27 protein-coding genes are annotated in these 25493 nt (G+C 59.6%); 7 read left to right on the forward strand and 20 right to left on the reverse strand.

Features of this window, described 5'->3' with window-relative positions; genetic code table 11:
* Positions 1 to 157 precede the first annotated feature (157 nt).
* From N2601_RS11750 to N2601_RS11795, 10 genes are all read right to left on the reverse strand, one after another.
* Complete coding sequence (locus N2601_RS11750) at positions 158 to 511, reverse strand: DUF6867 family protein (protein ID WP_104824002.1); 354 nt, start codon at positions 509 to 511, stop codon at positions 158 to 160.
* Positions 512 to 535: 24 nt separating this feature from the next.
* On the reverse strand, positions 536 to 1264 hold the full coding sequence (locus N2601_RS11755) for an ABC transporter ATP-binding protein (protein ID WP_028751911.1): 729 nt from the start codon (positions 1262 to 1264) through the stop codon (positions 536 to 538).
* Complete coding sequence (locus tag N2601_RS11760; protein WP_104824003.1) at positions 1261 to 2136, reverse strand: ABC transporter ATP-binding protein; 876 nt, start codon at positions 2134 to 2136, stop codon at positions 1261 to 1263. Before N2601_RS11760 ends, N2601_RS11755 begins: the two co-directional genes overlap by 4 nt.
* Complete coding sequence (livM, locus tag N2601_RS11765) at positions 2136 to 3527, reverse strand: high-affinity branched-chain amino acid ABC transporter permease LivM (RefSeq protein ID WP_104824004.1); 1392 nt, start codon at positions 3525 to 3527, stop codon at positions 2136 to 2138. The genes N2601_RS11760 and livM overlap by 1 nt, the downstream gene beginning before the upstream one ends.
* A gap of 4 nt (positions 3528 to 3531) precedes the next feature.
* The gene (locus N2601_RS11770; RefSeq protein ID WP_104824005.1) at positions 3532 to 4434 is read right to left on the reverse strand and encodes a branched-chain amino acid ABC transporter permease; all 903 of its coding nucleotides are present in this window, start codon (positions 4432 to 4434) and stop codon (positions 3532 to 3534) included.
* Positions 4435 to 4739: 305 nt separating this feature from the next.
* Entirely contained in the window at positions 4740 to 7166 is a 2427-nt protein-coding gene (locus N2601_RS11775) for a GcvT family protein (RefSeq protein ID WP_104824006.1), read from the reverse strand.
* Between the two features lie 210 nt (positions 7167 to 7376).
* Positions 7377 to 7931, reverse strand: coding sequence for a sarcosine oxidase subunit gamma (locus N2601_RS11780; protein ID WP_104824007.1), 555 nt, complete (start codon positions 7929 to 7931; stop codon positions 7377 to 7379).
* Positions 7932 to 7938: 7 nt separating this feature from the next.
* Positions 7939 to 10896 (reverse strand): sarcosine oxidase subunit alpha family protein, encoded by a 2958-nt coding sequence (locus tag N2601_RS11785; protein ID WP_104824008.1) that lies wholly within the window; start codon positions 10894 to 10896, stop codon positions 7939 to 7941.
* Positions 10893 to 11171 carry a sarcosine oxidase subunit delta gene (locus N2601_RS11790; protein WP_104824009.1) on the reverse strand — a complete coding sequence of 93 codons (279 nt, stop codon included), beginning with the start codon at positions 11169 to 11171 and terminating at the stop codon, positions 10893 to 10895. Before N2601_RS11790 ends, N2601_RS11785 begins: the two co-directional genes overlap by 4 nt.
* Before the next feature lie 13 nt (positions 11172 to 11184).
* On the reverse strand, positions 11185 to 12435 hold the full coding sequence (locus N2601_RS11795; protein ID WP_104824010.1) for a sarcosine oxidase subunit beta family protein: 1251 nt from the start codon (positions 12433 to 12435) through the stop codon (positions 11185 to 11187).
* 325 nt (positions 12436 to 12760) lie between these two features.
* On the opposite strand from N2601_RS11795, the gene cysQ reads away from it, so the two are divergent.
* Positions 12761 to 13555, forward strand: coding sequence for a 3'(2'),5'-bisphosphate nucleotidase CysQ (cysQ, locus tag N2601_RS11800; protein WP_104824011.1), 795 nt, complete (start codon positions 12761 to 12763; stop codon positions 13553 to 13555).
* A 229-nt stretch (positions 13556 to 13784) separates the two neighbouring features.
* Positions 13785 to 14060, forward strand: a complete 276-nt coding sequence (gene sciP, locus N2601_RS11805) for a CtrA inhibitor SciP (RefSeq protein ID WP_004107124.1) — start codon at positions 13785 to 13787, stop codon at positions 14058 to 14060.
* 34 nt (positions 14061 to 14094) lie between these two features.
* Here the strand turns inward: sciP and N2601_RS11810 are convergent, their stop codons facing one another.
* Positions 14095 to 14556: a paraquat-inducible protein A gene (locus N2601_RS11810; protein ID WP_104824012.1), complete on the reverse strand. Its 462-nt coding sequence runs from the start codon at positions 14554 to 14556 to the stop codon at positions 14095 to 14097.
* 203 nt (positions 14557 to 14759) lie between these two features.
* On the opposite strand from N2601_RS11810, the gene N2601_RS11815 reads away from it, so the two are divergent.
* Positions 14760 to 15041 (forward strand): GNAT family N-acetyltransferase, encoded by a 282-nt coding sequence (locus tag N2601_RS11815; protein ID WP_104824013.1) that lies wholly within the window; start codon positions 14760 to 14762, stop codon positions 15039 to 15041.
* 175 nt (positions 15042 to 15216) lie between these two features.
* On the opposite strand, the gene N2601_RS11820 is transcribed toward N2601_RS11815, so the two are convergent.
* On the reverse strand, positions 15217 to 15573 hold the full coding sequence (locus tag N2601_RS11820; protein ID WP_104824014.1) for a flagellar export protein FliJ: 357 nt from the start codon (positions 15571 to 15573) through the stop codon (positions 15217 to 15219).
* A gap of 441 nt (positions 15574 to 16014) precedes the next feature.
* Here N2601_RS11820 and ctrA point away from each other — a divergent pair, with 441 nt between their 5' ends.
* Positions 16015 to 16716: a response regulator transcription factor CtrA gene (ctrA, locus tag N2601_RS11825; RefSeq protein ID WP_069611718.1), complete on the forward strand. Its 702-nt coding sequence runs from the start codon at positions 16015 to 16017 to the stop codon at positions 16714 to 16716.
* A gap of 139 nt (positions 16717 to 16855) precedes the next feature.
* Here the strand turns inward: ctrA and N2601_RS11830 are convergent, their stop codons facing one another.
* Together N2601_RS11830 and chpT are read right to left on the reverse strand one after the other, a co-directional pair.
* On the reverse strand, positions 16856 to 17218 hold the full coding sequence (locus N2601_RS11830; protein WP_104824015.1) for a response regulator: 363 nt from the start codon (positions 17216 to 17218) through the stop codon (positions 16856 to 16858).
* A 208-nt stretch (positions 17219 to 17426) separates the two neighbouring features.
* Positions 17427 to 18074: a histidine phosphotransferase ChpT gene (gene chpT, locus N2601_RS11835; protein WP_104824016.1), complete on the reverse strand. Its 648-nt coding sequence runs from the start codon at positions 18072 to 18074 to the stop codon at positions 17427 to 17429.
* Positions 18075 to 18381: 307 nt separating this feature from the next.
* On the opposite strand from chpT, the gene N2601_RS11840 reads away from it, so the two are divergent.
* The gene (locus N2601_RS11840; RefSeq protein WP_245463885.1) at positions 18382 to 18993 is read left to right on the forward strand and encodes a DUF1134 domain-containing protein; all 612 of its coding nucleotides are present in this window, start codon (positions 18382 to 18384) and stop codon (positions 18991 to 18993) included.
* A gap of 192 nt (positions 18994 to 19185) precedes the next feature.
* Positions 19186 to 20379, forward strand: coding sequence for a hypothetical protein (locus tag N2601_RS11845; RefSeq protein ID WP_104824018.1), 1194 nt, complete (start codon positions 19186 to 19188; stop codon positions 20377 to 20379).
* 24 nt (positions 20380 to 20403) lie between these two features.
* Here N2601_RS11845 and N2601_RS11850 read toward each other — a convergent pair whose 3' ends face one another.
* Positions 20404 to 21234: a TrmH family RNA methyltransferase gene (locus N2601_RS11850; protein ID WP_104824019.1), complete on the reverse strand. Its 831-nt coding sequence runs from the start codon at positions 21232 to 21234 to the stop codon at positions 20404 to 20406.
* Between the two features lie 10 nt (positions 21235 to 21244).
* Positions 21245 to 21622, reverse strand: a complete 378-nt coding sequence (locus tag N2601_RS11855; protein ID WP_104824020.1) for a hypothetical protein — start codon at positions 21620 to 21622, stop codon at positions 21245 to 21247.
* A gap of 48 nt (positions 21623 to 21670) precedes the next feature.
* Between N2601_RS11855 and N2601_RS11860 the strand changes: the two genes are divergently transcribed.
* Positions 21671 to 22696: an RluA family pseudouridine synthase gene (locus N2601_RS11860; protein ID WP_104824021.1), complete on the forward strand. Its 1026-nt coding sequence runs from the start codon at positions 21671 to 21673 to the stop codon at positions 22694 to 22696.
* Between the two features lie 76 nt (positions 22697 to 22772).
* Here the strand turns inward: N2601_RS11860 and N2601_RS11865 are convergent, their stop codons facing one another.
* The 4 genes from N2601_RS11865 to N2601_RS11880 form a co-directional block, all read right to left on the reverse strand.
* Positions 22773 to 23234 (reverse strand): MarR family winged helix-turn-helix transcriptional regulator, encoded by a 462-nt coding sequence (locus N2601_RS11865; RefSeq protein ID WP_104824022.1) that lies wholly within the window; start codon positions 23232 to 23234, stop codon positions 22773 to 22775.
* A 96-nt stretch (positions 23235 to 23330) separates the two neighbouring features.
* Positions 23331 to 24047, reverse strand: coding sequence for an SDR family oxidoreductase (locus tag N2601_RS11870; protein WP_104824023.1), 717 nt, complete (start codon positions 24045 to 24047; stop codon positions 23331 to 23333).
* Between the two features lie 71 nt (positions 24048 to 24118).
* Positions 24119 to 24493 carry a hypothetical protein gene (locus N2601_RS11875; protein ID WP_104824024.1) on the reverse strand — a complete coding sequence of 125 codons (375 nt, stop codon included), beginning with the start codon at positions 24491 to 24493 and terminating at the stop codon, positions 24119 to 24121.
* A 30-nt stretch (positions 24494 to 24523) separates the two neighbouring features.
* Positions 24524 to 25405: an NmrA family NAD(P)-binding protein gene (locus N2601_RS11880; RefSeq protein ID WP_104824025.1), complete on the reverse strand. Its 882-nt coding sequence runs from the start codon at positions 25403 to 25405 to the stop codon at positions 24524 to 24526.
* Positions 25406 to 25493 lie beyond the last annotated feature (88 nt).

Raw genomic sequence — 25493 nt, forward strand, 5'->3', positions numbered from 1 at the left:
GTTCCGTTTGAGTTGCCCTGCGCAATACCCACCAATCATCGCGCCGGTAAGCTTGTATTTCGAAGTAGGGAGGACAGGATCCCGAAAAATGTCGAGCGGTTTTCGGATAGGATCAAGCCCACCTTGTATTCAGACTGAGCCTAGTTTCGGCGCACTGTCAATTCTTCTTCTTCCACGAAAAGGCCGAGGTCTTTTCGTAGAGCCAGTAGTAGTTGTTCACCATCTGGTAGGTGCGGCGGTAGCGATAGCTGGCCGTCGAGAAGATGAGGAGAAGGACCACGTCGAGAATATAGTTGCCGAGGTCGAATACCGGGCCGTTGAACAGCGCGTGATGCAGGAATTGCAGCCCGAGGCCGATCAGGAAAGTATAGATGACCGCCAGCGGGTAGGAGTTCCAGTTGCTCGCCACGGCGCGGCCGGCGCGCCACGCCGTCCAGAAACCCAAAAGAACGATAACCACACGAATGACGAGGCGCCCGCCGGTATCGCTTTCGAAGAAAAGTCCCTGCATATCAAATTCTCCGCAAAACGAGGCTCAATGGTGGCCGCCTTCGAGATAGGCGGAGCGCACTTCCGGATTGGCAAGCAGTTCCTTGCCGGAGCCGCTCATCGTCACCCGGCCGTTGACCATGACATAGGCGCGGTCGGAGAGCTTCAGGGCCGCAAACGCGTTCTGCTCGACCAGGAAGACGGTGAGCCCCTGGCTCTTGTTCAGAACCTTGATGGCTTCGAAAATCCCCTTGACGATCAGCGGCGCAAGGCCAAGCGAGGGCTCGTCGAGCAGAAGCAGCTTCGGGCGGGCCATCAACGCGCGGCCGATCGACAGCATCTGCTGTTCGCCGCCCGACAGCGTACCGCCGCGCTGCGACTGACGTTCCTTCAGGCGCGGAAACAGGGTGAAGATCTTCTCGACGTCCTCATTGAAATATTTGAGTTTGTCGAGGCTTGCGCCCATTTGTAGGTTCTCGTAGACCGTCATGCGCGGGAAGATGCGCCGCCCTTCGGGCGACTGCGCAATACGCAGCCGGGCGATCTCGTGGGTCGGCATATGGGTAATGTCGCGGCCATCGAAGGTCACCGAACCATTGCGGGCCTGCGGGCTGCCGCAGATCGTCATCATTAATGTCGACTTGCCGGCACCGTTGGCGCCGATCAGACTGACGATTTCGCCGCTGTTGACTTCGACATTGACGCCGGCAAGGGCGCGGATATTGCCGTAATAGGTTTCGACGCCTTCAACTTTCAGAAGCGGTTGCCCCGTCATCGCTGTTCGCCCTCTTGGAGGTGCTCGACTTCGGCAATCACCTCTTCCACTTCTTCATCTTCCACACCCAGATAGGCCGCGATCACCCTCGGATCGTTCTTGACCTCGTCCGGCGTACCATCGGCAATCTTCTGCCCGTATTCGAGCACGACGACGTGGTCGGAGATTTCCATGACCACCGACATGTCGTGTTCGATCAGAAGGATCGACGTGTCGGCATCCTTGCGGATGCTGCGCAGGAATTCGTTGAGCACCAGCGACTCGCGCGGGTTGAGACCGGCGGCCGGCTCGTCCAGGCACAGAAGCTCAGGCCCGGTGCACATGGCGCGGGCGATTTCGAGACGGCGTTGCGCGCCGTAAGGAAGATCGCCGGCCGGGTCGTCGGCGCGATCGACGAGATCCGCCTTCTCCAGCCAGAAGCGCGCCAGTTCGATGGCATTCTTGGCCTCGGCGCGATATTTGCCGATGCCGAGCAGACCAAGCACGGTAAAGCCAGACGCGCGCATGAGCTTATTGTGTTGAGCAACCAGCAGGTTTTCAAGCACGGTCAGGCCCGAGAACAGGCGGATGTTCTGGAACGTGCGCGCCACCTTGGCTTCACGCGTGATCCGGAAATCCGGCAGCCGCTCCAGGAGGAATTGCTTGCCGCTTTTCTGGTTGAGCGTGATCATGCCCATCGTCGGCTTGTAGAAACCGGTGATGCAATTGAAGACGGTGGTCTTGCCGGCGCCGTTCGGGCCGATCAGCGCAGTGATATCGCCGCGCTTGGCCTCGAAGGAGAAGTCGTTGATCGCCATCAGGCCGCCGAACTTCATCGAAAGATGATCGACTTTCAGCAGGACGTCGTCGGGGGTTGTGGTCACAGCGTTCATCAGCCGTGGCCCTCCTTTGTAAAGCTGCCGGAGACCGCTTTCCGCTCCTTGAGGAAGGCGGTCGGCTCACGAGTGCCGACGAAGCCGCGCGGTTTCACGATCATGACGACGACCATCGCCAGGCCGAAAATCAGCATGCGGTAGAGTTCCGGAGTGAAATCGGCACCGAAAATTATCTTCAGGAAGCCCATGTCGCGCAGCAATTCCGTGCCGCCGACCATGGCGATTGCGGCGATGGCGATGCCCTTCAACGAGCCCATGCCGCCGAGAACGACGATGGCGAGGATGACCGCGGACTCGAGGAAGACGAAGGATTCCGGCGAGACGAAACCCTGACGGGCTGCAAAGAACGAGCCGGCGAAGCCGCCGAACATCGCGCCGGTCGCGAATGCAGTCAGCTTGGTCGTCACCGTGTTGATGCCGAGCGAGCGGCAGGCGATTTCATCTTCGCGCAAGGCTTCCCACGCACGGCCGATCGGCATCCGGCGCAGCCGGATCGTCACATAGGCGGTCAGCATGCAGAGCGCCAGGATGACGTAGAACAGGAAGATCTTGTACCAAGCCGACGAGATCGACAGGCCGAAGGTCCGAACGAAATTGTGCGGATCCTTCATATCGAACGTATAAAGGCCGAACAGCGAGGCCTTCGTTATGTTGGAAATGCCGAAACTACCGCGGGTGACATCCGTCCAGTTGGTGATGACGATGCGGATGATTTCGCCGAAAGCCAGCGTCACGATGGCCAGATAGTCGCCGCGCAGACGCAGCACCGGGAAGCCAAGGATCATGCCCCACAACCCGGCGAAGATGCCGGACAAGGGCAGCAGGATCCAGAAGGATAGGCCGAAATGCGTCGACAGCAGCGCGTAGGAATAAGCTCCGACGGCATAGAAGGCGACATAGCCGAGGTCGAGTAGGCCGGCGAGTCCGACGACGATGTTCAGACCCCAGGCAAGCATCACGTAGATCAGGATCTGGATGCCGAAATTATCGACATAGGTCAGCGATCCCTGAGCACCGAAAATCGCCAGCGCCAATAGCGGATAGATCAGCAGGAAACCCAGCGCTATCGCGTTGAAGTTCTTCGAAATGAAGCCGGGTTCGGCTTCGACGGGCGGAGCCTTCGCCTTGGCCGCCTTCATGGCCGCCAGCCTGGGCTGCACGAACACCGTCATGACGAACCGCCCTGCGGCGGCAATCGCGACGATGGATGCCAAGAGGCCCCAGCGTTGAACGATGATGAGCTGGTTGTCGATGTTCTGATCGGTCTTAAGGCCGATATAGAGCACGAACATGCCGAATGCGATGACCGCTGTCCAAAGGGCGTCGGTAATGCCTTTCTGGACAAGGCCGGGCGCGGTCTTGCCTGGAACGAAATTTGAACTTGCCATGGCGTTATACCTTCTCGACTTCCGGCCGTCCGAGAATACCCGTCGGCTTGAAGATCAACACGTAGGCCAAGATGCCGTAGGTCGCGACATCCTTGTACGCGATAGCGAAATTGCCCGACCAGAACGACTCGATGAAACCAATCATCAGTCCGCCGAGAACGGCACCCGGCAACGAGCCGATGCCTCCGAGAACGGCAGCGGTGAACGCCTTGACACCGGGGACGAAGCCATCGGTAAAGTTGGCGACGCCATAATACATCAGGTACATCGTGCCGGCGACAGCGGCGAGCGCCGCGCCCATGATGAAGGTGACGGAAATGGTGCGGTCGACATTGATACCGAGCAGCGCCGCCATCTTGCGATCCTGCTCGGTGGCGCGCTGGGCGCGGCCAAGCGCGGTCTTGTTGACCAGATACCAGAATGCCGCGAGGAGAACGACCGTGCAGATGAAGATGATGATCTGCTTCAGCGACAGCGATACGCCACCGATATTGTAGACATCACCCACCAGCGTCGGGATCGGCTTGTTGCGCGGGCCCTGTGCGACCTGGATGAAGTTCGACAGCACGATCGACATGCCGATTGCGGTGATCAGCGGCGCCAGACGGAACGAACCGCGCAGAGGCCGGTAAGCGATACGCTCGATCACCCAATTCCACAGGCTCGTCATCAGCATGGCGACGATGAGCATCACCAGGAGCATGATCGCCACCGGCAGGCCGGCGACGAGCGATACGAGAACCAGGTAGGTGATAAGAGCGGCGAAGCCACCAAGCATAAACACGTCGCCATGGGCAAAGTTGATCATGCCGATGATGCCGTAAACCATGGTATAGCCAATGGCGATCAGGCCGTAGATAGACCCGAGAGTCAGCCCGTTAAGGAGCTGCTGGATAAAATAATCCATATGTCATTTCCCCTGGATGCGCAGTTCGTCGACCGCATCTCTTATTGGTTAGGGTTTTCCTTTGAGAGGGCCCGTAGGGGCGATTCCATACTGTTTTCGAAGGAAATGTGAAGCCAAAAAGGCAGGAAATTGACAAAATCTTTTCAAATCTTCGCGCAATGACGCAATTCGAGCCACAAAAAATAGAAAAACGGCATTCTCTGGCTCAAAAATAGCCAGACAATCCGCATACTTGGTTCGCTGAAAAAAATCTCTTCAGAAACGGGCTCCCGAAAAGCCCGTTCCCTTCCTTCCGAGCCCGACGCTTACGAGCGCATGCGCGCACCATCGGCATCAAACAAAGGTTGCGGCTGCAATGTCGCTGGCAATATGTCGCCGAGCAGTTCGATCGACCATCCCTGCGTTTCGTCGGCAATCTCTTTCGGCACATAACCGACGGCAACCGAGACACCGGAGGCATGCGCATAACCGCCCGAGGTCACCCAGCCACAGACGGCGCCGTTGTGATAGATCGGCTCATCACCAATGACATCGGCATCGTCAGCCGCGAGAATAAAGGAGCGTAGCCGCAAGGCTCCACCCTCCACCTTCTCCTTGGCCGCCGCTGATTTGCCGATGAAATCAGCCTCCTTGAAGAGCGCAACGAACCGGCCGAGCCCGGCTTCCAGCGGCCCATAGAGCGGACGGTATTCGCGCGCCCAACTGCCGTAGGACTTGTCGAGGCGCAGGGCGTTCAATGCCCTGAGGCCGAAAAGCGTAATGCCGAATTCGGCGCCGGCCTCCATCAGGAGATCGAAGAGGTAGCGCTGATATTCCGGCTTCATCCAGATCTCATAACCGAGATCGCCGGTGTAGGAGACGCGGCCGACGATGGCAGGCGCCATGCCGAGATCCATTCGGCGAATGGACATGAAGGGGAACGCGGCAGCGGAAACATCCTGATGCGTCAGCTTTTCCAGGAGCTTGCGCGCATTCGGTCCGGCGATCGAAAGTCCAAGCAGCGACAGGCCGAGCGCTTTCAGCTCCACCGATCCATCCTTCGGCAGATGGCTTTCGAACCAGCGCATATGATAGGCTTCGGCAACGCCGGAGCCGATGACGAGGAAATCCCCCTCGCCCAGTTTGGCGAGTGTGAAGTCCCCGATCAGCTTGCCGTCATGCTTCAGCATCGGCGCCAGCGTCATGCGGCCGACGGCTGGAATACGGCAGGCGAGCAGCCCGTCGAGAAAGGCTTCCGCGCCCGGTCCCCTAACCGAATATTTGGCAAAGCCGGAGGTTTCCATCAGGCCGACGCTGTCGCGCACCGCCTTCGTCTCCTTCGCCACCACATCGAAATCGTTGGAGCGCCGCCAGGAGAACTCGTCCATTTCGCCCGCGGGTGCGAACCACAGCGCCTGCTCCAGCCCGTAGGACGCGCCGAAGACGCCGCCCGCAGCCTTAAGCTTATCGTAGATCGGCGTCGTCAGCAGCGGCCGCGCCGCCGGCAATTCCTCGTTGGGATAGCGGATGGAGAAGCGCCGCGCATAGTTCTCGCGCACCTTGGCGTTGGTATACGCAAGCGTCGCGTAGTCGCCGTAACGTGAGACGTCCATGGCGAAGACGTCGAAGCCGGGGTCGCCATGGATCATCCAGTTGGCGAGCGCCAGCCCCACGCCGCCGCCCTGGCTGAAACCGGCCATGACCGCGCAAGCCGACCAGTAGTTCATCAGCCCCCGCACCGGTCCGACCAGCGGATTTCCGTCGGGCGAGAAGGTGAACGGGCCGTTGATGATCTTCTTGATGCCGGCATTGTTGAAGGCGGGGAAATGGCGGAAGCCGACTTCCAGCTCCGGCGTGATGCGCTCGATATCCTCGGCCAGCAACTCATGGCCGAAATCCCAGGGCGTCGTCACCGGCGACCAGGGGCGGCAGGCCTTTTCGTATGTGCCCATCAGCATGCCCTGCCGCTCCTGGCGCAGATAGATCTCGCCGTCGAAATCGACGCAGTGCATCAGCTCCTTGCCAGTCGCCTTGTTGAAGTCCGCGACTTCCGGCATGTCTTCGGTGATCAAGTACATGTGCTCCATGGCGAGCACCGGCAGCTCCAGCCCAACCATGCGTCCGACCTCGCGTGCCCAGAGACCGGCGGCATTGACGACATGCTCGGCAACGATCTCGCCCTGATTGGTAATCACCCGCCACGAGCCGTCCTCGCGCTGCACCAGCTCCTCGACCTTGGTGTGCAGGTAAATCTCAGCACCGTTCTTCTTTGCCGAGCGGGCATAGGCATGGGTGGTGCCATAGGGGTCGAGGTGACCTTCGACAGGATCGTAGAGTGCGCCGACGAATTGGTCGGGATCGAGGAGCGGCATCATTGCATGCGCTTCTTTCTGCGTCAGCAACGTCGCCTCCAGGCCGTTATACCGGCCCTTGGCGAGGATCGATTTCAGCCAGTCGAAGCGCTGCGGCGTTGCCGCCAGCATCAGGCCTGATGTCATGTGCAGGCCGATATCCTGGCCGGAATAGTCTTGGATCTCCTTATAGAGCTCGACCGTGTATTTCTGCAGCTTGGCAACGTTAGGGTCGCCATTGATCGTGTGCATGCCGCCGGCCGCATGCCAGGTCGAACCCGATGTCAGCTCCGAGCGCTCGAGCAGCACGACGTCCGTCCAGCCGAATTTCGTCAGGTGATAAAGCACCGAACATCCGACGACACCGCCGCCGATGACGACGACCCTGGCATGGCTTTTCATCTAAAAATCCCCTGTGTTCGGCGCGAAGTCGGCGGGAATTTTCCCAGCCGACCGGCCGTATTTGCAGGGCAGCCTAGAGACTATCCAGAAGGCCAAATAGCCCGAACTGCGAAACCGATCTGTCTGTTTGCGCCATCGCAATTGTTCGGATCGCGCCATTTCTTCCTAGCACAAACCGGAAATCGCTTTGCGCTTTTCCGGCTCATGTGCTCAATCGCCAAATCCCGCCGTCAGCGCGAATTCCCGTCCCATCTCCATCAACTCCTCGAACACGCTCCCGGCATAGGAGCGGGGAACGATGATCTCGAAATGGTCAGGACCGGTGCGGGCGAGGTTGGCGCTGACGTGGCAGATGAGCATGTTGGCCGATTGCCCTTCGGCAAATACCTGCGAATGCAAGTCGACGGCGACGCATTTTGCCAGAATGCGCCGGACACTCGGCCCCGAAAGGCGCAGCACTACACGGCCGTCGCTCTGTTCGAAGAAGGAGATGCGGCCGGCATCCAACATGGCGAGGTCACGCGCCAGGCTCTCGGCCCCCAACACTTCCGATACCAACAGCCACTCGCCCGGCCCCGCATGGCGCACGGAAATATCCGACATCGCCTTCAACGCCGCCAACGTCCAGGCTTCCTGGCTGGCATGGGCGAGCACGGAGAATATGGCGGGGCGGCCGATGACGACGAGATGGTTCGGATTGGGCTCCGCCTCGAAGCCGGAGATGTGATCTTCCAGCACGTGCCGGTTTAGATATGCGACGCTCATCGATCCCTCACCCCAGAAGTTTCTTGTTGGCGGGATCGACGAAGACCGGATTGCAGACCTCGGCAACCACTTCCTCGCCACGCAACCCATCCCAGACGATCACATGTTCACCGATCCGCTCGCGCCCGGATTTCAGGAAGGCCAATGCGATAAAATGGCCGAGAACCGGGGAGAAGCAGGCGGAAGAAACATGGCCCTGATCATTCGCCGTCGAAGGCTTGGCACCTTCCCTCAGCAGGTGCGCACCTGCCCGGATTTCCTTGGTGGCATCGACCGGCTTCAGCCCGACAAGCTGAACACGATCGGCAGCGGTCAGGCCGAAGCGGGTCGAAAGCCGCTTGCCGATGAAATCCGGCTTCTGCGTCGCCATCATCCGGCCGAGCCCGACATCATCCGGCGTAGTGCGGCCATCCAGTTCGTTATGGGTGACATGTCCTTTCTCGATGCGGAGCACATTCAGCGCCTCGACCCCGTAAGCGCAGATACCGTGCGCCTTGCCCGCCTCCATGATCGCATCCGCCACCGCCTCGCCATAGCCGGCGGGAACGGCGAGCTCATAGGCCAGTTCGCCGGAAAAGGAGATGCGGAACAGTCTGGCCTTCAGACCGCCTTTCAACATCACCTCTGCGGCGGCGAGGAATGGGAAGAACGCGTCGGAAATATCGTCCTCGACAATCTGTTCCAGAACCTCACGCGCCCTCGGACCGGCAATTGCCATCTGCGCCCATTGATCCGACGAGGAGACGAAACGGACGTCGAGCTGTGGCCATAGGGTCTGGGCGCAGAATTCCATATGCGCCATCACCTCGCCGGCCATCGCGGTCGTCGTGGTGAGGAAGAAATGATTCGGTGACAGTCGGCTCGTCGTCCCGTCGTCGAACACCATACTGTCCTCGCGCAGCATCAGCCCATAGCGTGCCTTGCCGATCGGCAGTTTCAAGAAGGCGTTCGAATAGATCCGGTTGAGAAACTCCGCCGCATCCTTGCCGAACACTTCGATCTTGCCGAGCGTCGAGACGTCGCAAAGACCGACATTGTTGCGGACGTTCAGCACCTCGCGGTCGACGCTGTCGCGCCAGGTTTTCTCGCCCGCGCGTGCAAACCAGGCCGAGCGAAACCAAAGGCCGGCTTCGACGAATGTAGCGCCATTCTTCTTCGCCCAGCCATGAAGCGGCGATTCCCGCACCGGCTGCGCATGCTTGTCGCGCGCCGTACCCGCCAGGGCGCCGAAGGAGACGGGCGTATAGAAAGGCCGGAAGGTCGTCGTGCCGACAGCAGCGGGGCTGACGCCGCGCATGCCGGCGATGAGGCCGGCGGCATTGACATTGCCAAGCTTGCCCTGATCCGTCGCCATGCCGCTCGTCGTATAGCGCTTGGCGTGCTCCGCGTGACCATAGCCTTCGCGCAGGGCCAGGCCCAGGTCTTTCGCATGGACGTCGTTCTGGAAGTCGACGAAGGCCTTGTCCTTGGCGCCCGGCACATGCCAGATGGCTGCAAAGGACGGATCGTAATCGCCTTCGACCTCCGGTATCTCCGCCTCATGTGCGGTGCGCCCCAGGCTTTCAATAATCAACCGCGCCTTTTCCGCGCCATCGGCAAGACAGCCCGAAACACTGTCGATGCCTGCAGCCGATCCGGCAATCTCCATTTCGCCGCCGACCGTCGGCGCTATGAAGCCCTGTTTTTCCTCCGACCACACAGGCTTTGCGCCGCGCTGACAGGCAAGATGAATGATCGGCGACCAACCGCCGGACATGGCAAGCGCGTCACACGCAATAACCTCGTCCAGGCCGCCACGATCGGCAATCACGCCGCTGATACGATGCCGGCCCTTCGTGGCCTGCACGGTGCCGGCGTGAATGATGCGAACGCCCGGAGGCGCAGGATCGGAAGAGGCACTGCGCGTATCGATGATGGCCGCTATCTCGACGCCTTCAGCCGCGAGATCCAGCGCCGTGCGATAGCCGGACCCGCCATTGGTGAACACCGCCACCTTCTGCCCCGCCACGACGCCATATCGATTGAGATAGCTGCGCATCGCGCCAGCCATCATGACGCCTGGCCTGTCATTGCCGCCGCATACCAGCGGTCGCTCTTCCGCACCGGTGGCGAGGATGGCGCGTTTGGCGGCGATACGCCAAAGACGCTCGACCGGCAGATCGGGCGAAGGCATCGCCACATGCTTCTGCACTTTTTCGACCGCGCCAAAGACATTGTCGTCATACCAGCCGAACACCGTGGTGCGCGGCATCAAAGTGACATTCTCGAAATTCTGGAGTTCGTCGAGCGCCGCATGCACGAAGGCATCCGCGGTGGCGCCGCCGATCGACAATCTCTCCGACAGCAGCGATCCGCCCAGGCGAAATCCTTCGTCTGCAAGAATGATGCGGAGCCCCGCGCGCGCCGCCGTTAGCGCCGCCATCAGCCCGGCCGGGCCGGAGCCGATCACCAGCAGATCACAATGCGCCCAGGCCTTCTCATAACGATCGGGATCGGCCCGCATCGCCGCTTTGCCGAGACCGGCGGCGCGGCGGATCAGCGGCTCATAGAGCTTCTCCCAAAAAGCCGCCGGCCACATGAAGGTCTTGTAGTAGAAGCCCGCGCTGAGGAAGGGCGAGAACAGACCGTTGATCGAGGCAATGTCAAATTTCAGCGACGGCCAACGGTTCTGGCTGACAGCGGTCATGCCCTGATAGAGCTCAGCGACGGTGGCGCGCGTATTCGGCTCCGTGCGTCCGTCCCTGCCGATCGTCACCAGCGCGTTTGGCTCGGCGGAGCCAGCCGTCAGGATGCCGCGCGGACGGTGATATTTGAAGCTGCGGCCGACAAGCAATTGGTCATTGGCAAGCAGGGCGGCGGCGAGCGTATCACCCTCCATCCCTTTCATATCTCTGCCATCGAACTTGAACGAAAGCGGTCGGCTGCGATTGACGAGCCCGCCGGAGGAAAGACGATAGGCCGTCATTGCGCCGCCTCCCGCGCCTTGTCCGCAGCATCGGTGACGGAGAAGACCTCATGGGTGACATTGCTGCGGTCGACGACTAGCCAGCGGCGGCAACCGGCCGCATGGTGCCAATATTCGAGAATGCGCCCGCGCTCGTTGTCGCGGATATAGACATAGCGATTCCAATCTTCATCCGGCGCGGATGGAGCCGGACGGGTGGCGGATGCAGACCCCCGAATGGTGAACTCTTCTTTCGGGCGCGTGCCGCAATGCGGGCAGGTGATCAAGCTTGCCATTGGTTTCGTGCCCTCAATGCAGATTCGGCTGCGGACCCTTGCCGCCTTCGTCGATCGCAAAACCGCGCTCGAAGCGATCGAGGCGCAGGAGGCGGCTGACCTCATGGCTTTCGCCCTTGGCGATCAGGTGCGCGAAGCAGAAGCCGGAGGCCGGCGTCGCTTTGAAGCCGCCATAGTTCCAGCCGCAGTTCAGATAGAGATTGTCGATCGGCGTGCGGTCGATGATCGGTGAGCCGTCCATGCTCATATCCATCACCCCACCCCAGCTCCGCAGCACACGGACACGCGACAGGCCTGGGATCAGCGACACCCCCTCCTCCATCGTATGTTCGACGGTGGCGAGATTGCCGCGCTGGGCATAGGAGCTGTAATAATCGAGATCGGCTCCGAAGACCAAACCGCCTTTGTCCGACTGCGATATATAGAAATGGCCGGCGCCGTAGGTGATGACGTGATCGATCACCGGCTTCAGCCCCTCCGTGACGAACGCCTGCAGCACATGGGTTTCGATCGGCAGTTCCAGATCCGCCATGCGCCCAAGGATCGAGGTATGGCCGGCCGCCGCCAGCGCCAGCTTGTTGCAGCCGATGAAGCCGCGCGTCGTTTCGACACCGGTCACGGCACCACCTTCGCGGCGAATGCCGATCACCTCGCATTGCTGGATGAGATCGACGCCGCGACTGTCGGCACCGCGCGCATAACCCCAGGCGACGGCATCGTGCCTTGCCGTGCCGCCGCGCGCCTGCAGCAGCCCGCCAAGGATCGGAAAGCGCGCATGGTCAAAATTGAGATAGGGCATCATCTTGCGGACCTGATCGCGGTTCAGCAGCTCCGCATCGACCCCGTGCATGCGCATGGCATTTCCGCGCCGGGCATAGGCGTCGCGTTGCCCATCGGAATGGAAGAGATTGATGATGCCGCGTTGGGAGACCATGGCATTGTAATTGAAATCCTGCTCCAGCCCTTCCCAAAGCCGCATCGAGAATTCGTAGAACGGCTCGTTGCCGGGGAGGAGATAATTGGAGCGGATGATAGTGGTGTTGCGGCCCACATTGCCGGAGCCGAGATAGTTCTTTTCCAGCACCGCGATATTGGTGATGCCGAACTCCTTGGCGAGATAGTAGGCCGTCGCCAGCCCATGCCCGCCACCGCCGACGATGATGACGTCATAATGCGGTTTCGGCTCCGGAGTTCGCCAGACAGGCTGCCAATGACGGTTTCCTAAAAGCGCCTGCTTCAGAACCTGATATGCCGAATAACGCATGTATAAATCCCGGTCTCTATGCGGTCACACATTCGCATAAGCAATAAAAACGACAAGTCCGGAAAGGACGGAAAACCTTCGCAAACAGAACATGTTCTTTCCCGAATGCGTAGCAAAGCGAGGCACTGTATCTCAAAGAACACGGGGGTAGCGGAGATGTTGCTGACAACGGCGCATGGATGCGAAGTCCCGTTGCGGAATAACGATCCAAGCGCTAGGCGGTGAAAACGTGATTGGCGCGGGGTCTAAACTTTACAGTGAAGGCTTCTTAATTATTGTATCTCTAAGCTCGACCACGGACGAGCTGCGGAAAGACGGCAGGCGAATGCTCGCGACATTTGAAAAAGCGGCCCTTGAGGCGGGTAAGGCCATATTGGAGGTCTACCGTGCCGGTTATGCCGTCGCTTTGAAGCAGGATATGAGTCCCGTCACGATTGCCGATGAACGCGCCGAGCACATTATTCTCGAACATCTGACGCGCGACTTTCCGGACATTCCCGCAATTGCCGAGGAATCGGTCGCTGCCGGCAAGATTCCCGACGTCCGCGGCCGCCCCTTCTTCCTGGTCGATCCGCTGGACGGCACGCGCGAATTCATCGAGCATCGCGACGAGTTCACCGTCAATATCGCCTATATTCAGAACGGCGTCCCGGTCACCGGCATCGTCTTTGCGCCGGCGCTCGGCATAGCCTTCACCGGCGAGGCCGGCAAGGCGCGCAAGCTCGCCATCACCGACCAGTTCACCGTTGCCGACCGTTCCGCAATCGCGGTGCGCGCACGCCCCGAGCATTTGCTGGCGCTTGCCAGCCGCTGCAACAGCAGCCCGAAGACGGATAGTTTCCTGGCGGAAAATGCCGTCACCGCCTGCACGTCGATCGGCTCTTCACTGAAATTCTGCCTCCTCGCCGAAGGCAAGGCCGACGTCTATCCGCGCTTCACGCGCACGATGGAATGGGACACCGCGGCCGGTGATGCAGTATTGCGCGCCGCAGGCGGCTCAACCCTTACGCTCGATGGCCGCCCGCTTTCTTACGGCAAGACCGATCAGAGCGATGACAGCGATTTCGCCAACCCCAATTTCATCTGCTGGGGCGGCGGGAAAAGCCTCGCCCACGCCTAACATCATATCAAAAGCGTAAGTTTTCACTGACGAAAACTCATACAACAACCGGCTTTTCCGCTGCGATAACAGCGGATTGCCGGATTTTCTGCGTCGCCATCATCGCGCAAATCAGCTCGCTCCGGCTTTCCCTAAAATTATTATCAAAGTGTTACCAAGCGCTTAGGCAATTTTTAAATGTGGCAAGTTAGAGTGGCTCCCGTGGTCTTGAGTATGTGTAGAGAGTCCAATGACCGAAATGATACGTCCCCGAGTGAAGTATGTCATCGGCCCCGATGGCAGCCCGCTTACGATTGCCGACCTGCCGCCGCCGAACACGCGCCGCTGGGTTATCCGTCGTAAGGCCGAGGTTGTCGCCGCGGTACGCGGTGGTTTGCTGAGCTTGGAAGAAGCTTGCGAGCGTTATACGCTCACTGTGGAAGAATTCCTCTCCTGGCAGTCGTCCATCAATACCCATGGCCTCGCCGGCCTCCGGACGACCCGCATACAGCAGTATCGTCACTGACGGCTGCCATACAGACGCGACATTCGTTTGATCTTCAGTTCGGGCCTTTTTCCTTCCTCAACAGGATATGAAGAAGGCCCGAAATCATGGTAGAACCCGCATAGAACCAGAGGCCCGGCTGCGTAAATGCAGTCGCAAGCCCGCTGGTTTTGGCGGCGGCGATGACGATCGCCACCAGCAGCACGTCCGCCATCGACCAGCGCGCCAGTTGCGGCACGATATGCTCGAAGAAAAACCCGCGTTCGCTTTTTCTCCGCGTCCCCATCGCTTCAATTGCCAGGCTCACGGTCTTCAAGATTGGCAGCGCCACCGAGACGAGCGCCACGATAGTGGCGAGAAGATAGTTTTCCGCTCCCCAAAGAGAAGCGATGATGCCGAGCAGGGACGGCGTGTCGCTGAAGAAATAAAGCTTTTCGAAACGAACCAGCGGCAATACGAGGCCAAAGGCCAGCAGGAACGGGACAGTGACCAGAAGCACGGCTTGCAGATTGCGCATCGGTGCCGGAAACCTCCCAAATGGCTGCATCACCCTTATCACAGCCGCATAGCGCAGAAGATCGGAAATCCAAACCGTTTTTCGAACGGTGGACGCTGTCCGCGAGCGCTGCTTGCCACCGGCGACAGGTTTGTTAGCATCGATCTGAGACAAGAGACGTTAACCGACGTCGATCCAAAAATATTTGAAATCCGAGGACAATCATGGACATCCGCAACGAAGACAACGCATCGGGTGGACGCTACGCTGCAACGATCGAAGGCCATGAGGCCGAGATGACCTTTTCCCGCGCCTCTCCCAAGCTGATCATCATCGATCATACCGCCGTCCCGGATGCACTTCGCGGCAAGGGCGTCGGCCAGGCGCTCGCCCTTCATGCCGTCGAAGAGGCCCGCAATGGCGGCTGGAAGATCATTCCACTTTGCCCATTTTTCAAAGCGCAAGCCCAGCGTCATGAGGAATGGCGCGATGTGGTGAATATGTAGCCCCACCGCGCTGGAGATAATCGAGCATCTTCATTTGAAAACACCAAAAGCCGTGCATGGCCGGCCACCCACCATGGCCAGTCATGCACGGCTTTCGAGCCGCTTCCGCCGCTTCTCGCATAATCCCGAACATCGGTCCGATGCGAAGATCAAGAAATGGCGACGGAATAGTTAATTAGGCGCGTGCCCTCACCGGCCCCGAACCGTCGCGCTCTTCCAGCGCTGCGGCCTTGGCATATTCGGCCTGCATTTCTTCCAGCGATGTTTCCAGCGCCTCTTCCTGCACCTGCAATTCCCGGATCGACACCTGCAAGTTGTCCGCGCGCTGCCGTGCGGCTTTGGCAAAGGTCGGGTAGGCAAAGTGGTTCGGATCGGAAATGCCGGACTTTTTCTCTTCCAGCACGATCTGGCTCTCCAGATCCTTTGTCATACGGTCGAATTCCGCCATCATCATCTGCAGTTGCTGCAGTTGACGGCGTTTTTCGTTCACCTGAAACTCCTTCAGGCGCGTTAGGCTCTCACGTGACTTCATACGCATTACTCCCGTGATGCGAGACCCCGGCTCTCGATATTTTGACCCGCCGCACCGCTTTGAAACGGCTTGGTTAAAAAAATTTCCAGCGATCTTAATAAAAACCTACCGCTGGTAACCTTTCGTTTACGGGCATCGTTAATGATAGGGACGATCATTTAAGGGTCAGTAAATGTCGCGCTCAGAATTCGAGATGTTGACATTGGCGAGTCGAATGAATCACTTGGCGTGTCTTCTTAATGCAACACTTTAGGAAAGATATTTGCTGATTGTCATTGGAAAACAGTGCAATGGAAAAATTATTTAATAAATTCGATACGTCTTGCCAGAGTGAATCAGAATTTGTTAACCATTCCGTGGCAGCTTCCAAATCAGGCAGTGATTTGATCGGTATCGCGTAAGGGGGCTGACGACCTTTCGGCGGCGGTAAAGGGGATAATTATGCGGGTTCTACTTATTGAAGACGATAGCGCGACAGCGCAGAGCATCGAACTGATGCTCAAATCCGAAAGTTTCAACGTTTACACCACCGATCTCGGTGAAGAAGGCGTCGATCTCGGCAAGCTCTACGACTACGACATCATTCTTCTCGATCTTAACCTTCCCGACATGTCCGGCTACGAAGTGCTTCGCACGCTGCGACTGTCCAAGGTCAAGACACCGATCCTCATCCTCTCCGGCATGGCCGGCATTGAAGACAAGGTTCGCGGTCTCGGCTTCGGTGCCGACGACTACATGACCAAGCCTTTCCACAAGGACGAGCTGGTCGCCCGCATCCACGCCATCGTCCGCCGTTCCAAGGGCCACGCCCAGTCGGTGATCATGACTGGCGAACTGATCGTCAATCTCGACGCCAAGACCGTCGAAGTCGGCGGCCAGCGCGTGCACCTGACCGGCAAGGAATACCAGATGCTGGAGCTGCTTTCGCTCCGCAAGGGCACCACGCTCACCAAGGAAATGTTCCTTAACCACCTCTATGGCGGCATGGACGAGCCGGAACTGAAGATCATTGACGTCTTCATCTGCAAGCTGCGCAAGAAGCTCGCCAACGCCGCCGGCGGCGCCAACTATATCGAAACCGTCTGGGGCCGTGGCTATGTGCTGCGCGAGCCCGACAGCAGCGATTTCGCCGAAAGCGCCTAAGACGCCCTCCCCGATCACCGCCGATACATAAAATCCCGCCTCTTCAGGCGGGATTTTTTGTGTTGCATTTTCAAACATCAAAAACAAAGGCCGCCCAAACAGGCGGCCCAGACGCATTCAACAGTCTATGGGATAAAGATCAGGCTGCGATGGCTCGATTACCGAAAACCGCCGTCAGTATCTTGCGATCGAAAGGCTTCAGCAGGAAATCGGTGGCGCCGGCGCGTTTACCGGCCATCAGCTTGCGCAAATCCGCCTCGACGACGCAGTAATAGATCTTGACCTCTTTGCCGTTCGGCATGGCGCGGATACTGGCGATGAGATCGAGAGCGCCTTCCATGCCGGCGTCGACGATCAGGTAGTCCGGGAGTTCAGCCTGGCACCGCGTCAGCGCTTCACGGGCATCGGCGGCTTCACTGACGAGAAAATCGAGTTCGGAGAGAATCCGCTTGCCGACCTTACGCACGACATCCGACGCGTCCGTAATCATGAATCGCTGCATCACCAACTCCTTCGCGCCCGGTCGCCATCTGTCTGGCGCCATCATCAAATTGGGACGATAGGCGCACGAGGCTAAGGAATCGTTACCGTTGTGTTCATAATTGTGCCGACAACCAAAAGAATGCGCAGGAACGACGATACACCTAAAGATAATCCCGCCGCCGGACGTCCGGTGGCGGGATTATCGGTATAAATCGTGCGACCGGCGTTTATTCGCTGCGCATGGAAGCGCTGAAAGTAAGCTCCTCCGGCGTGGCGTTGTAGGAGAGTTCCATGCCGCTCTCGTCCGCCAGAAGCACGGTGTAGTAGGGCTGGATGGAATGGGCATCGACCGCTTCTTCCAATGCACCCGAGCAAATCTCCGCGAATTTCGGCGGCACGCGCATCATCCGGCCCTTGGCAATAATCGTGAACTTGGCGTCGAGATCTGGATTTTCCAGCGTCACCTCGATATTGCCGCCGCGCGGAATCGAGCCGTAAGCGACCAGGAAGAGATTGAGCAGCAGCTTCACGCGGTTCTTGGCAACAATGGCGCGCGGGCCGATCCAACTGACCTCTGTCTTCTTTTCGGCAGCGGCGAAATCCTTGGCGGCACGCTCGGCTTCGCCCGTATCGATCGAGGCGCCGACCGAGCCGGACGCACCGAAGGCGAGGCGTGCGAATTTGAGGCGAACAGACGCGTTGAGAGCGCTGGTGCGGATCAACTCCATCGCATCGGCATCGGCACCGCCCTCATCGAGCAGCTCCAGACCGTTATTGATCGCACCGACCGGAGAGATCACATCATGGCAAACGCGGCTGCATAGCAGCGCGGCCAGATCCGGTCCGGTCAAGGTGAGGTTCGGATTCTTCGACATTCATTGTCTCCTGAATGCTGACAAGGCGGAACGCAGTATGATTCTACGTTGCCACGGCAAGATTGCCCGAGGATTGCCGCAGGCGGGCGTACCGCACGCCATAAAGACACCATATTTGGTAAACCGATTGTTAAGATGATCGCCGCAAAATGCATTCATCACCACCAGACCCTTTCGCGCACGATTCGCGATGCCGAACATGGGCGGAACGGTCTGGACTGAGGGGCGAGGTGTACTTGGCGCGTTCGTGCGAATGCGCGGCGCATCCGTTCCCGATTGCACCGACCATGATGAACGGATGAATGTCATGCGCTATCAACTCCTGAAGAGAATGCCCAGCCTCGGCTCGAGAACGGTCGGCCTCGGCTTGATCTTAGCCATCGTTGCGTTCGTAAGCTTCGCGCTGCCGGTTCGTCAGGCGGCGGCTGCGGCCAACAACCAATATTCGATGCAGGAAATCGTCGACGCCGGCCATTCCTTCTTCGGCTCGACCAGCGGCGGCCTCGCAAAGGTAGTCGAGCGGGCCTTTCAGCAATACGGCCTGCCGAACGGCTATATCCTCGGGCAGGAAGGCTCCGGCGCCTTCATCGCAGGGCTGACCTATGGCGAAGGCCAGCTCAACACCAAGAACGCCGGCGAGCACCCGCTCTATTGGCAGGGCCCGTCGCTTGGCCTCGACTACGGCGGCCAGGGCACCCGCGTCATGATGCTGGTCTATGACCTGCCGAACATCAACAGCGTCTACACCCGCTTTGGCGGCGTCAGCGGGCAGGCCTTCGTTGTCGCCGGCGTCGGAATGACCGTGCTGAAGAACAACGACATCGTGCTGGTGCCGATCCGCACCGGCCTCGGCGCTCGTCTCGGCGTCAACCTCGGCTACCTCAAGGTCACGCCGAACCCGACCTGGAATCCCTTCTGATCTTTTGGCGATATTCCCCCATATTTCGCCGCCTGGCCCGCGCAGTTCGCGGGCCTTTTCTTGTCGCGAACTCCCGATACGCCGGTAAACCATATCCGATTTAAATGCTTGCCCGCGCGCCGGCCTCATGCTTAATCATTTGCTTAATCACTTTATTGAGATTGAAAACACCTCTTAGATGCTGGCTGCGCCGTGATTGAATTCGCTCTACTGTTTGGATTGGGCTTTCTGACCGCCGCCTTTCTGGTCTTCCTTATCGCGCCCGCAGTGCACCGCCGCATCGTCTGGTTCACGGAAAAGCGGCTGAAAGCGACCATGCCGCTGAGCCCGCAAGAAGTACGCGCGCAGAAGGACATGGCGCGCGCCCTTTTCGCGGCCGAAAACGCCAGGACCGAGCAGGCGCTGACGCAGGAGCGCGATAAGAGCGTCGCCCTGCAGATTCACAACGGCAAGCTCCAGCAGGAGGCCGGCCGCTTCGCCTCTGAAAACAGCGAATTGCGAACCCGGATCGACGATCTCGAAGTCGAAGCCGGTGAACTGCGCTCTCGCCTGCGCCGCGAGGAAAGCTATATCAGCCAGCTCAAATCCGGTATTCATACGGCTGAACAAGTCGGCGCGGAGAAGGATGCCGATATCGACGGCTTGCGCAAGCGGATGACGAAAATGGCCGCCGACGCGGACAATCTGAAGATCGATCTGGCAACTCGCGAGACCGAGATCGAGAGCCTGAAGTTTCGCATCAAAACGCTGCGGGACGAGCGCGACACGCTGCGCCAGGATCTGAACCTTGCAAGTCTCCGCGCTAAGGATGCAGAATTACGCCTGGGTCAGGAAAGCGACAAAGCCCAGCACCTCGAGGAGCGGCTGGATCGCGAGATCGCGGGCAATGCCGACAAGGAAACCGCTATCGAACGCCACGTTCAGGACGTGGCCCGCTTGAAGGAAAAACTGGAAACGGCCCATGCCGAGGCGGAGGAAGCCGGCCGCGCGCTGCAGGCCGCGGGTCTTGCCCCTCAAGCCAAGCCGATGAACGGCTCGAAGCCCTCGACCAAACCGAGGATCGTGGATATTGCCGATCATGATACCAACGCAGCAGAACCGGAGCGCAACGTGGAAGACGATATCGCTCAAATGACGGAGGAAGTGCGCAACCGTGCTGCGGCCCTTTCCGACCGCCTGCTCAAATCGCGCTCGCCCTCGCATGATCAGGCCATGCGGGAAGAGATCGCCAACATCGCCGCCAACATGGTGGCAATGACCGCCCTCAAAGAGGGCGAAAAATCGCCGATCTTCGATCTCCTGCCGAAGGAGACGAGCGCCGCCGAGCAAGGCGCGCGTATCAGCCTTGCCGACCGCGCCGCGGCCCTGCTGCCCAAGCAGCAATAAGTGCTCTCTACAAAGACGGAAATTTCAGACGCGTTTAGTCAACGACGCCATGGCGAAGAGTGCGATGCCGCTCGCCGTTGCCACGTTCAGGCTGTCGAGGCTCGGCGCCTGCGGTATCCGCAGGCTGCCAAAGGTCGACAGAATTTTCTGCGGCAACCCCGCCCCTTCGGTGCCGACCACCAGCGCCATCCTATCGGCCGGCGGAACGGCGCGGATATCGGTGTTGCCGCGCGGAGAAAGGCTCCAGATGGCAAAGCCGCGCTCCGCCAGCGCGGTCAGCAGATCGACATCGCTCAATTGACGGCAATAGGGCACCGTCAGCGCCGAGCCGACCGAGACGCGCAGCGCCTTGCGATACAACGGATCGCAGCAAGTTTCGTCGAGCAGCACCGCATCTGCCCCGAAGGCGGCAGCATTGCGGAACATTGAACCGACATTATCGTGATTGGAAATGCCGCAGCCCACAAGGACGAGCGCCCGCTCCGGCAAGCGGTCTAAAAAGGCGCCGATATCCGGCTCCGCCCTGCGCCGGCCGAGCGCCAGCACGCCGCGATGCAGATGGAAACCGACAATGCCGTCCAGCACCGAAGCCTCCGCAACATAGACTGGCACGTCAGGCGGAAAGGCGGCGATGATTTCTTCCAATCCCGCGGCGCGGTTGCGCAACAGCAGCACTTTTTCGCCGACGAAGTCTCCTTGAGCCGCATGCGCCTCGGCAAGAAGCCGCAGCACCACCGTGCCCTCGGCAATGAAGCGGTTCTCGCGGCCCACGAGATCACGCTCGCGGATATTACGGAATTCGGCGATGCGCGGATCGTCGGGATGGGTGATCTCGATCAACCGGTCGCCCGTCATCGCGAAACCGTCAGTTGGAAAGCGATATGGTCGCGACGATGCGGCCGATACCGTAGTCGAAAACAACGGCCTGGCGCTGGCCGCTGGCGAGCGTGCCATAAAACAGCACCTGGTTTCCGGAGAGTGCCGTGGACAGCACGGTAAAGCCCTGCGGCAGCGCTGCGCTCACCGCAACGGGTGCGTCGGCGGGAATATTCGAGGCGGCTTGACCCGCTGCCTTCGGTGCAGGCCGCATCGTCTTGTAGACAACGGCGCCGAACACCGCCATAAGGCTCACCACCATGATGGCGACCGAGACGATCTGCAGGCGAACCATCTTGCGTCGGACATTTTCCAGGGCCGGATCGAGGGGCTTTTCCTCTTGATCGTCTGGCTCGAGATTCGTCATCGATGCGTCCTATTTCCTAGAGAGCGCCCAGTGCGCCGGAGAATGCGTTTGAGCGACCCCTTTAAAGAAGCCGCGGGCATTAGAAAAGTCCTAACCGCCGATGAAACAGCCGAAGGCCGCCTCGATGCATGGCTGACTGCGCAGGTCGGCGAGGAATTTTCCCGCAGCCGCATCCAGGCCTTGATCAAGGATAGCGCCGTCCTGCTCAACGGGACCCCGGTTACCGATGCCAAACGCAAGGTGCGCCCTGGCGATACCTACGAGATCACCCTGCCCGAGCCCGAAGACCCGACGCCACTCGGCGAAGACATTCCGCTTGATGTGCTTTACGAGGATGACGACGTCATTGTCATCTCCAAGCCCGCCGGCCTCGTCGTTCACCCCGCCGCCGGCAACTGGACGGGCACGCTGGTCAACGCGCTGATCCATCATTGCGGCGAAAGTCTCTCTGGTATTGGCGGTGTGCGCCGGCCGGGCATCGTCCATCGGCTGGACAAGGACACCACCGGCGTCATGGTCGTCGCCAAGAACGATATCGCCCACCGCCACCTGTCCCTGCAATTCGCCGACCACGGCCGCACGCGGTCGCTGGAACGCGCCTATCAGGCGATCGTCTGGGGCCGCCCCCGGCAACTGATCGGCACCATCGACGCGCCGCTTGGCCGCTCCACCGGCGACCGTACCCGCCGCGCTGTCAAGCGCCCGAACAATCAGGATGCCGACGAGGCGATCACGCATTATGAAGTGATTGAACGTTTTCACGAGGCTCCGGACGCCACCGCCCTCGCCTCCTTGGTCGACTGCCACCTCGAAACCGGCCGCACCCACCAGATCCGCGTTCACATGGCCCATATCGGCCATCCCCTGCTCGGCGACGCCGTCTATGGCGGCGGCTTCAAGACCAAGGCCAACCTGCTGCCGGATGCCGCCAAGCAGGTCGTCAATCGCTTCCCCCGTCAGGCGCTCCACGCCTATCTCCTGCAATTCGAACACCCTCGCACCGGCGAAGTCATGCACTTCGAAGCGCCGCTGCCGGATGATATGGAAGAACTGGTGGCAGTGTTGCGTGCTTGAGAAGCGCCTCCGAATTGCTTGAAGGGGCCAACAGCAGATTGGTGATTGGCCCCTGCCCAGTAATCAGTCCGAAGCTTTAGTCTTCGGGTGAGACCTTCGCAGAATCGCCGACGGCGATTTCTCTCAGTCCCCGGCGCAGAGTTGCGACGTTTGCGGCCCCGTTCAATTGCTCGAATTCTTGCTGAGCCCTCTCCCAGAGAGGCTCGGCCCTCTTGTGCAGGAGGCGACCCTCCTTGGTGAGTTCAACGACACGAACCCTTCCGTCTGCGGGAGACGGCTTGATGGTAACAAACCCATCTCGCTCCAGGAATCCGACCATCTTTCCCATCGCCGTCCGCTCGATATCGAGCCGTTCGGCGAGAACGTTGACCGTGGCGCCGCCAGCCTCCCCGAGAGCCGCCAGAATCAGAAACTGCGTGATGCGCAGCCCGACCGGCTCAAGATGATCATCATAAAACCGCGTGATCTGTCGGCTCGCCTTTCTCATGGCGGAGCAGTTGCACTGATCGATTCCGAGTGGTTGGTTGGCCGACAGCATTCTATGTTCCTTTCGAATCCCATTCCTAACCAAAGCGCCGCAGGCGCGAAGCCGAAGAATCTCCGCGCTCCACAGCAACTTCTGCCACCGCCGAAGTTAGAATACCCCTTCCGGCGGAGTGATATAGCCGGGCACGTCGGCCGCAAGCGTGCTCTTCAGTAACGCAGTGCCCTGATCGGCCATGATCTCGCTCTTGCCAGCGGCGAGCGCGTCATAGGTTTGGCGCACCACGTCCCCTGGGCTCGCCTTCGGCACATCGATGCCGTTGGTCAGATCGGTATCCACGAATCCGACATGCAAGCCAAGGACCTCGATGCCGCTATCGCGAAGATGGAAGCGAAGCTGGTTCGTATAGCTCCATGCCGCCGCCTTGGAAGCGGCATAAGATGTCAGATAGGGCCGTGGAAGCCAGACGATGTCGGACAGCACGTTGATGATGGCGGCATGGGGCTTGGCTGAAAGGATCTGCTCGAAGGCCTGCGAGACGCGCACCACACCATAATAGTTGGTATCGAAAAGACGTTGCGACTGCGCTTCGACATCGTCTGCCAGAGGCCCGTCGATCAGGGCGGCGATCCCCGCATTGTTGATCAATAGCGTGGTATCCGCTGCCAGTTCTGCCGCTGCAGCAATCGATGCCTTATCCGTGACATCGATCCTGACCGGAACGATGCCCGGCTCATCGAAGCCGCTCGTGTTGCGCATGCCTGCATAGACCTTCGATGCTCCGCGGCGGAGCGCCTCGCGTGCAAATGCCAGGCCCAGACCGCGATTGGCACCGGTGATGAAGACTGTGTTGTTGGCGACGTCCATAACGAATTTCCTTTCTGGGGCAGCACCTCGGGGCAAACGATCTCTGTCGCTGGCCCGGCGGTCGGTTGGGTTCAAAGAAAAAGCTCTTCGGGCAACTGCCCGGAGAGCGCCCCGCGCAAATGGGCGCCGAGCGACAGAACAGCGCCGAGCGGACTCATCCGCACGCTGACCCGCGGTACCGAACCGTCGGAGGCGCGATCGACGACCACGACGGCGGTCAGCTTCTCTCCGTTCGTCAGAACGGCCTCATATTCAAGGAAGAGCCGGGAGCCGACGGTCTGAAGGAACGTCGGCGTCTGTGATGCATAGAAAGTTCCGACGGCGTTCACGGCGAGCCTGATTTCGTCGCGTCCGATGACGGAACCTCGCAACACGGAGCTGGTAAGCTCCGCGTCGGCGGTCAGATCGTCCAGAAAGGGATGACGTTCTTCTTGAGCATGTGACATTGTAAAATCCCCGATTTGTCTTCGCGGCATTCACGCGAAGGCGGCGCGATTGTTGGAGACGAACTGCTGGACCGAGAGCGCCGGCGTTCCGGTAATCGCCTCGACCAAATCGTTAGTGCCCGAGAAGATGCCGTCACGATAGTTCTGGGCGACTTCGACGAGGTGCTGCACAAGGAACGGCGGGAACTTGTAGAAATTTTCTATCCTATCCTTGAACGCCTCTATCGAGGACGGCGCATATTCGATCTTCGCGCCAAGCACGTCGCTCACGACGGCAGCGATTTCTGTGTAGTCCATCTCGACTGGACCGTGGAGCGGATAGATCTTGCCTTCGTGGCCCTTCGGATTAGCCAGGACATGGGCGATCACCCGGCCCTGATCATCGGAGGCGATAGGCGCATGCCGCCCGTTCTCGAAGGGGAACGAGATCTTCTTCGTCGCCCAGATTTCCTTTGCGAAATGGGGATAAGCGAGCCAGTCCGCAAAAAACGTAGGGCGAAGATGCGTCGTCGAAACGCCTGACCAGTCGAAGACCCGCTCCGAGATCCAATGGTCCTGCGCCGCATGGCTTACCGCCTCTCGGCGCGCCGAAATCTGCGACATGTTGACGATCGCGCTAACACCCGCTTCCTTTGCAGCCTGTGCGAAATAGGTCGCAGCGCCAAGGATGCCTGGTGCGATCGGGTGAAGAAAATACGCCGACCGGATGCCTTCCATGGCCGCCCGAATGTGATCGATGTCGGTGAAATCTCCAACGGCTATATCGACACCGCGCTGCCTCAGCGCCGCTGCCCGCTCGTCGTACGAGCGCATATAGGCACGCACGCTCTTGCCTATCTTCAAGAGTTCGCCGATGGCGGCGCCTCCAGTCCGTCCCGTCGCACCGGTTACAAGTATCTCAGCTTCGCTCATGATCGCTTCTCTGTCGTTAAATGAGAGCATATGCTCTTAATTAGGTCGATATAGGAGCATATGCTCTTATATTCAAGTATTTTTATTC

The organism is Rhizobium sp. CB3060 (assembly GCF_025200735.1).
In the GTDB taxonomy this organism is placed as follows: Bacteria; Pseudomonadota; Alphaproteobacteria; order Rhizobiales; family Rhizobiaceae; genus Rhizobium.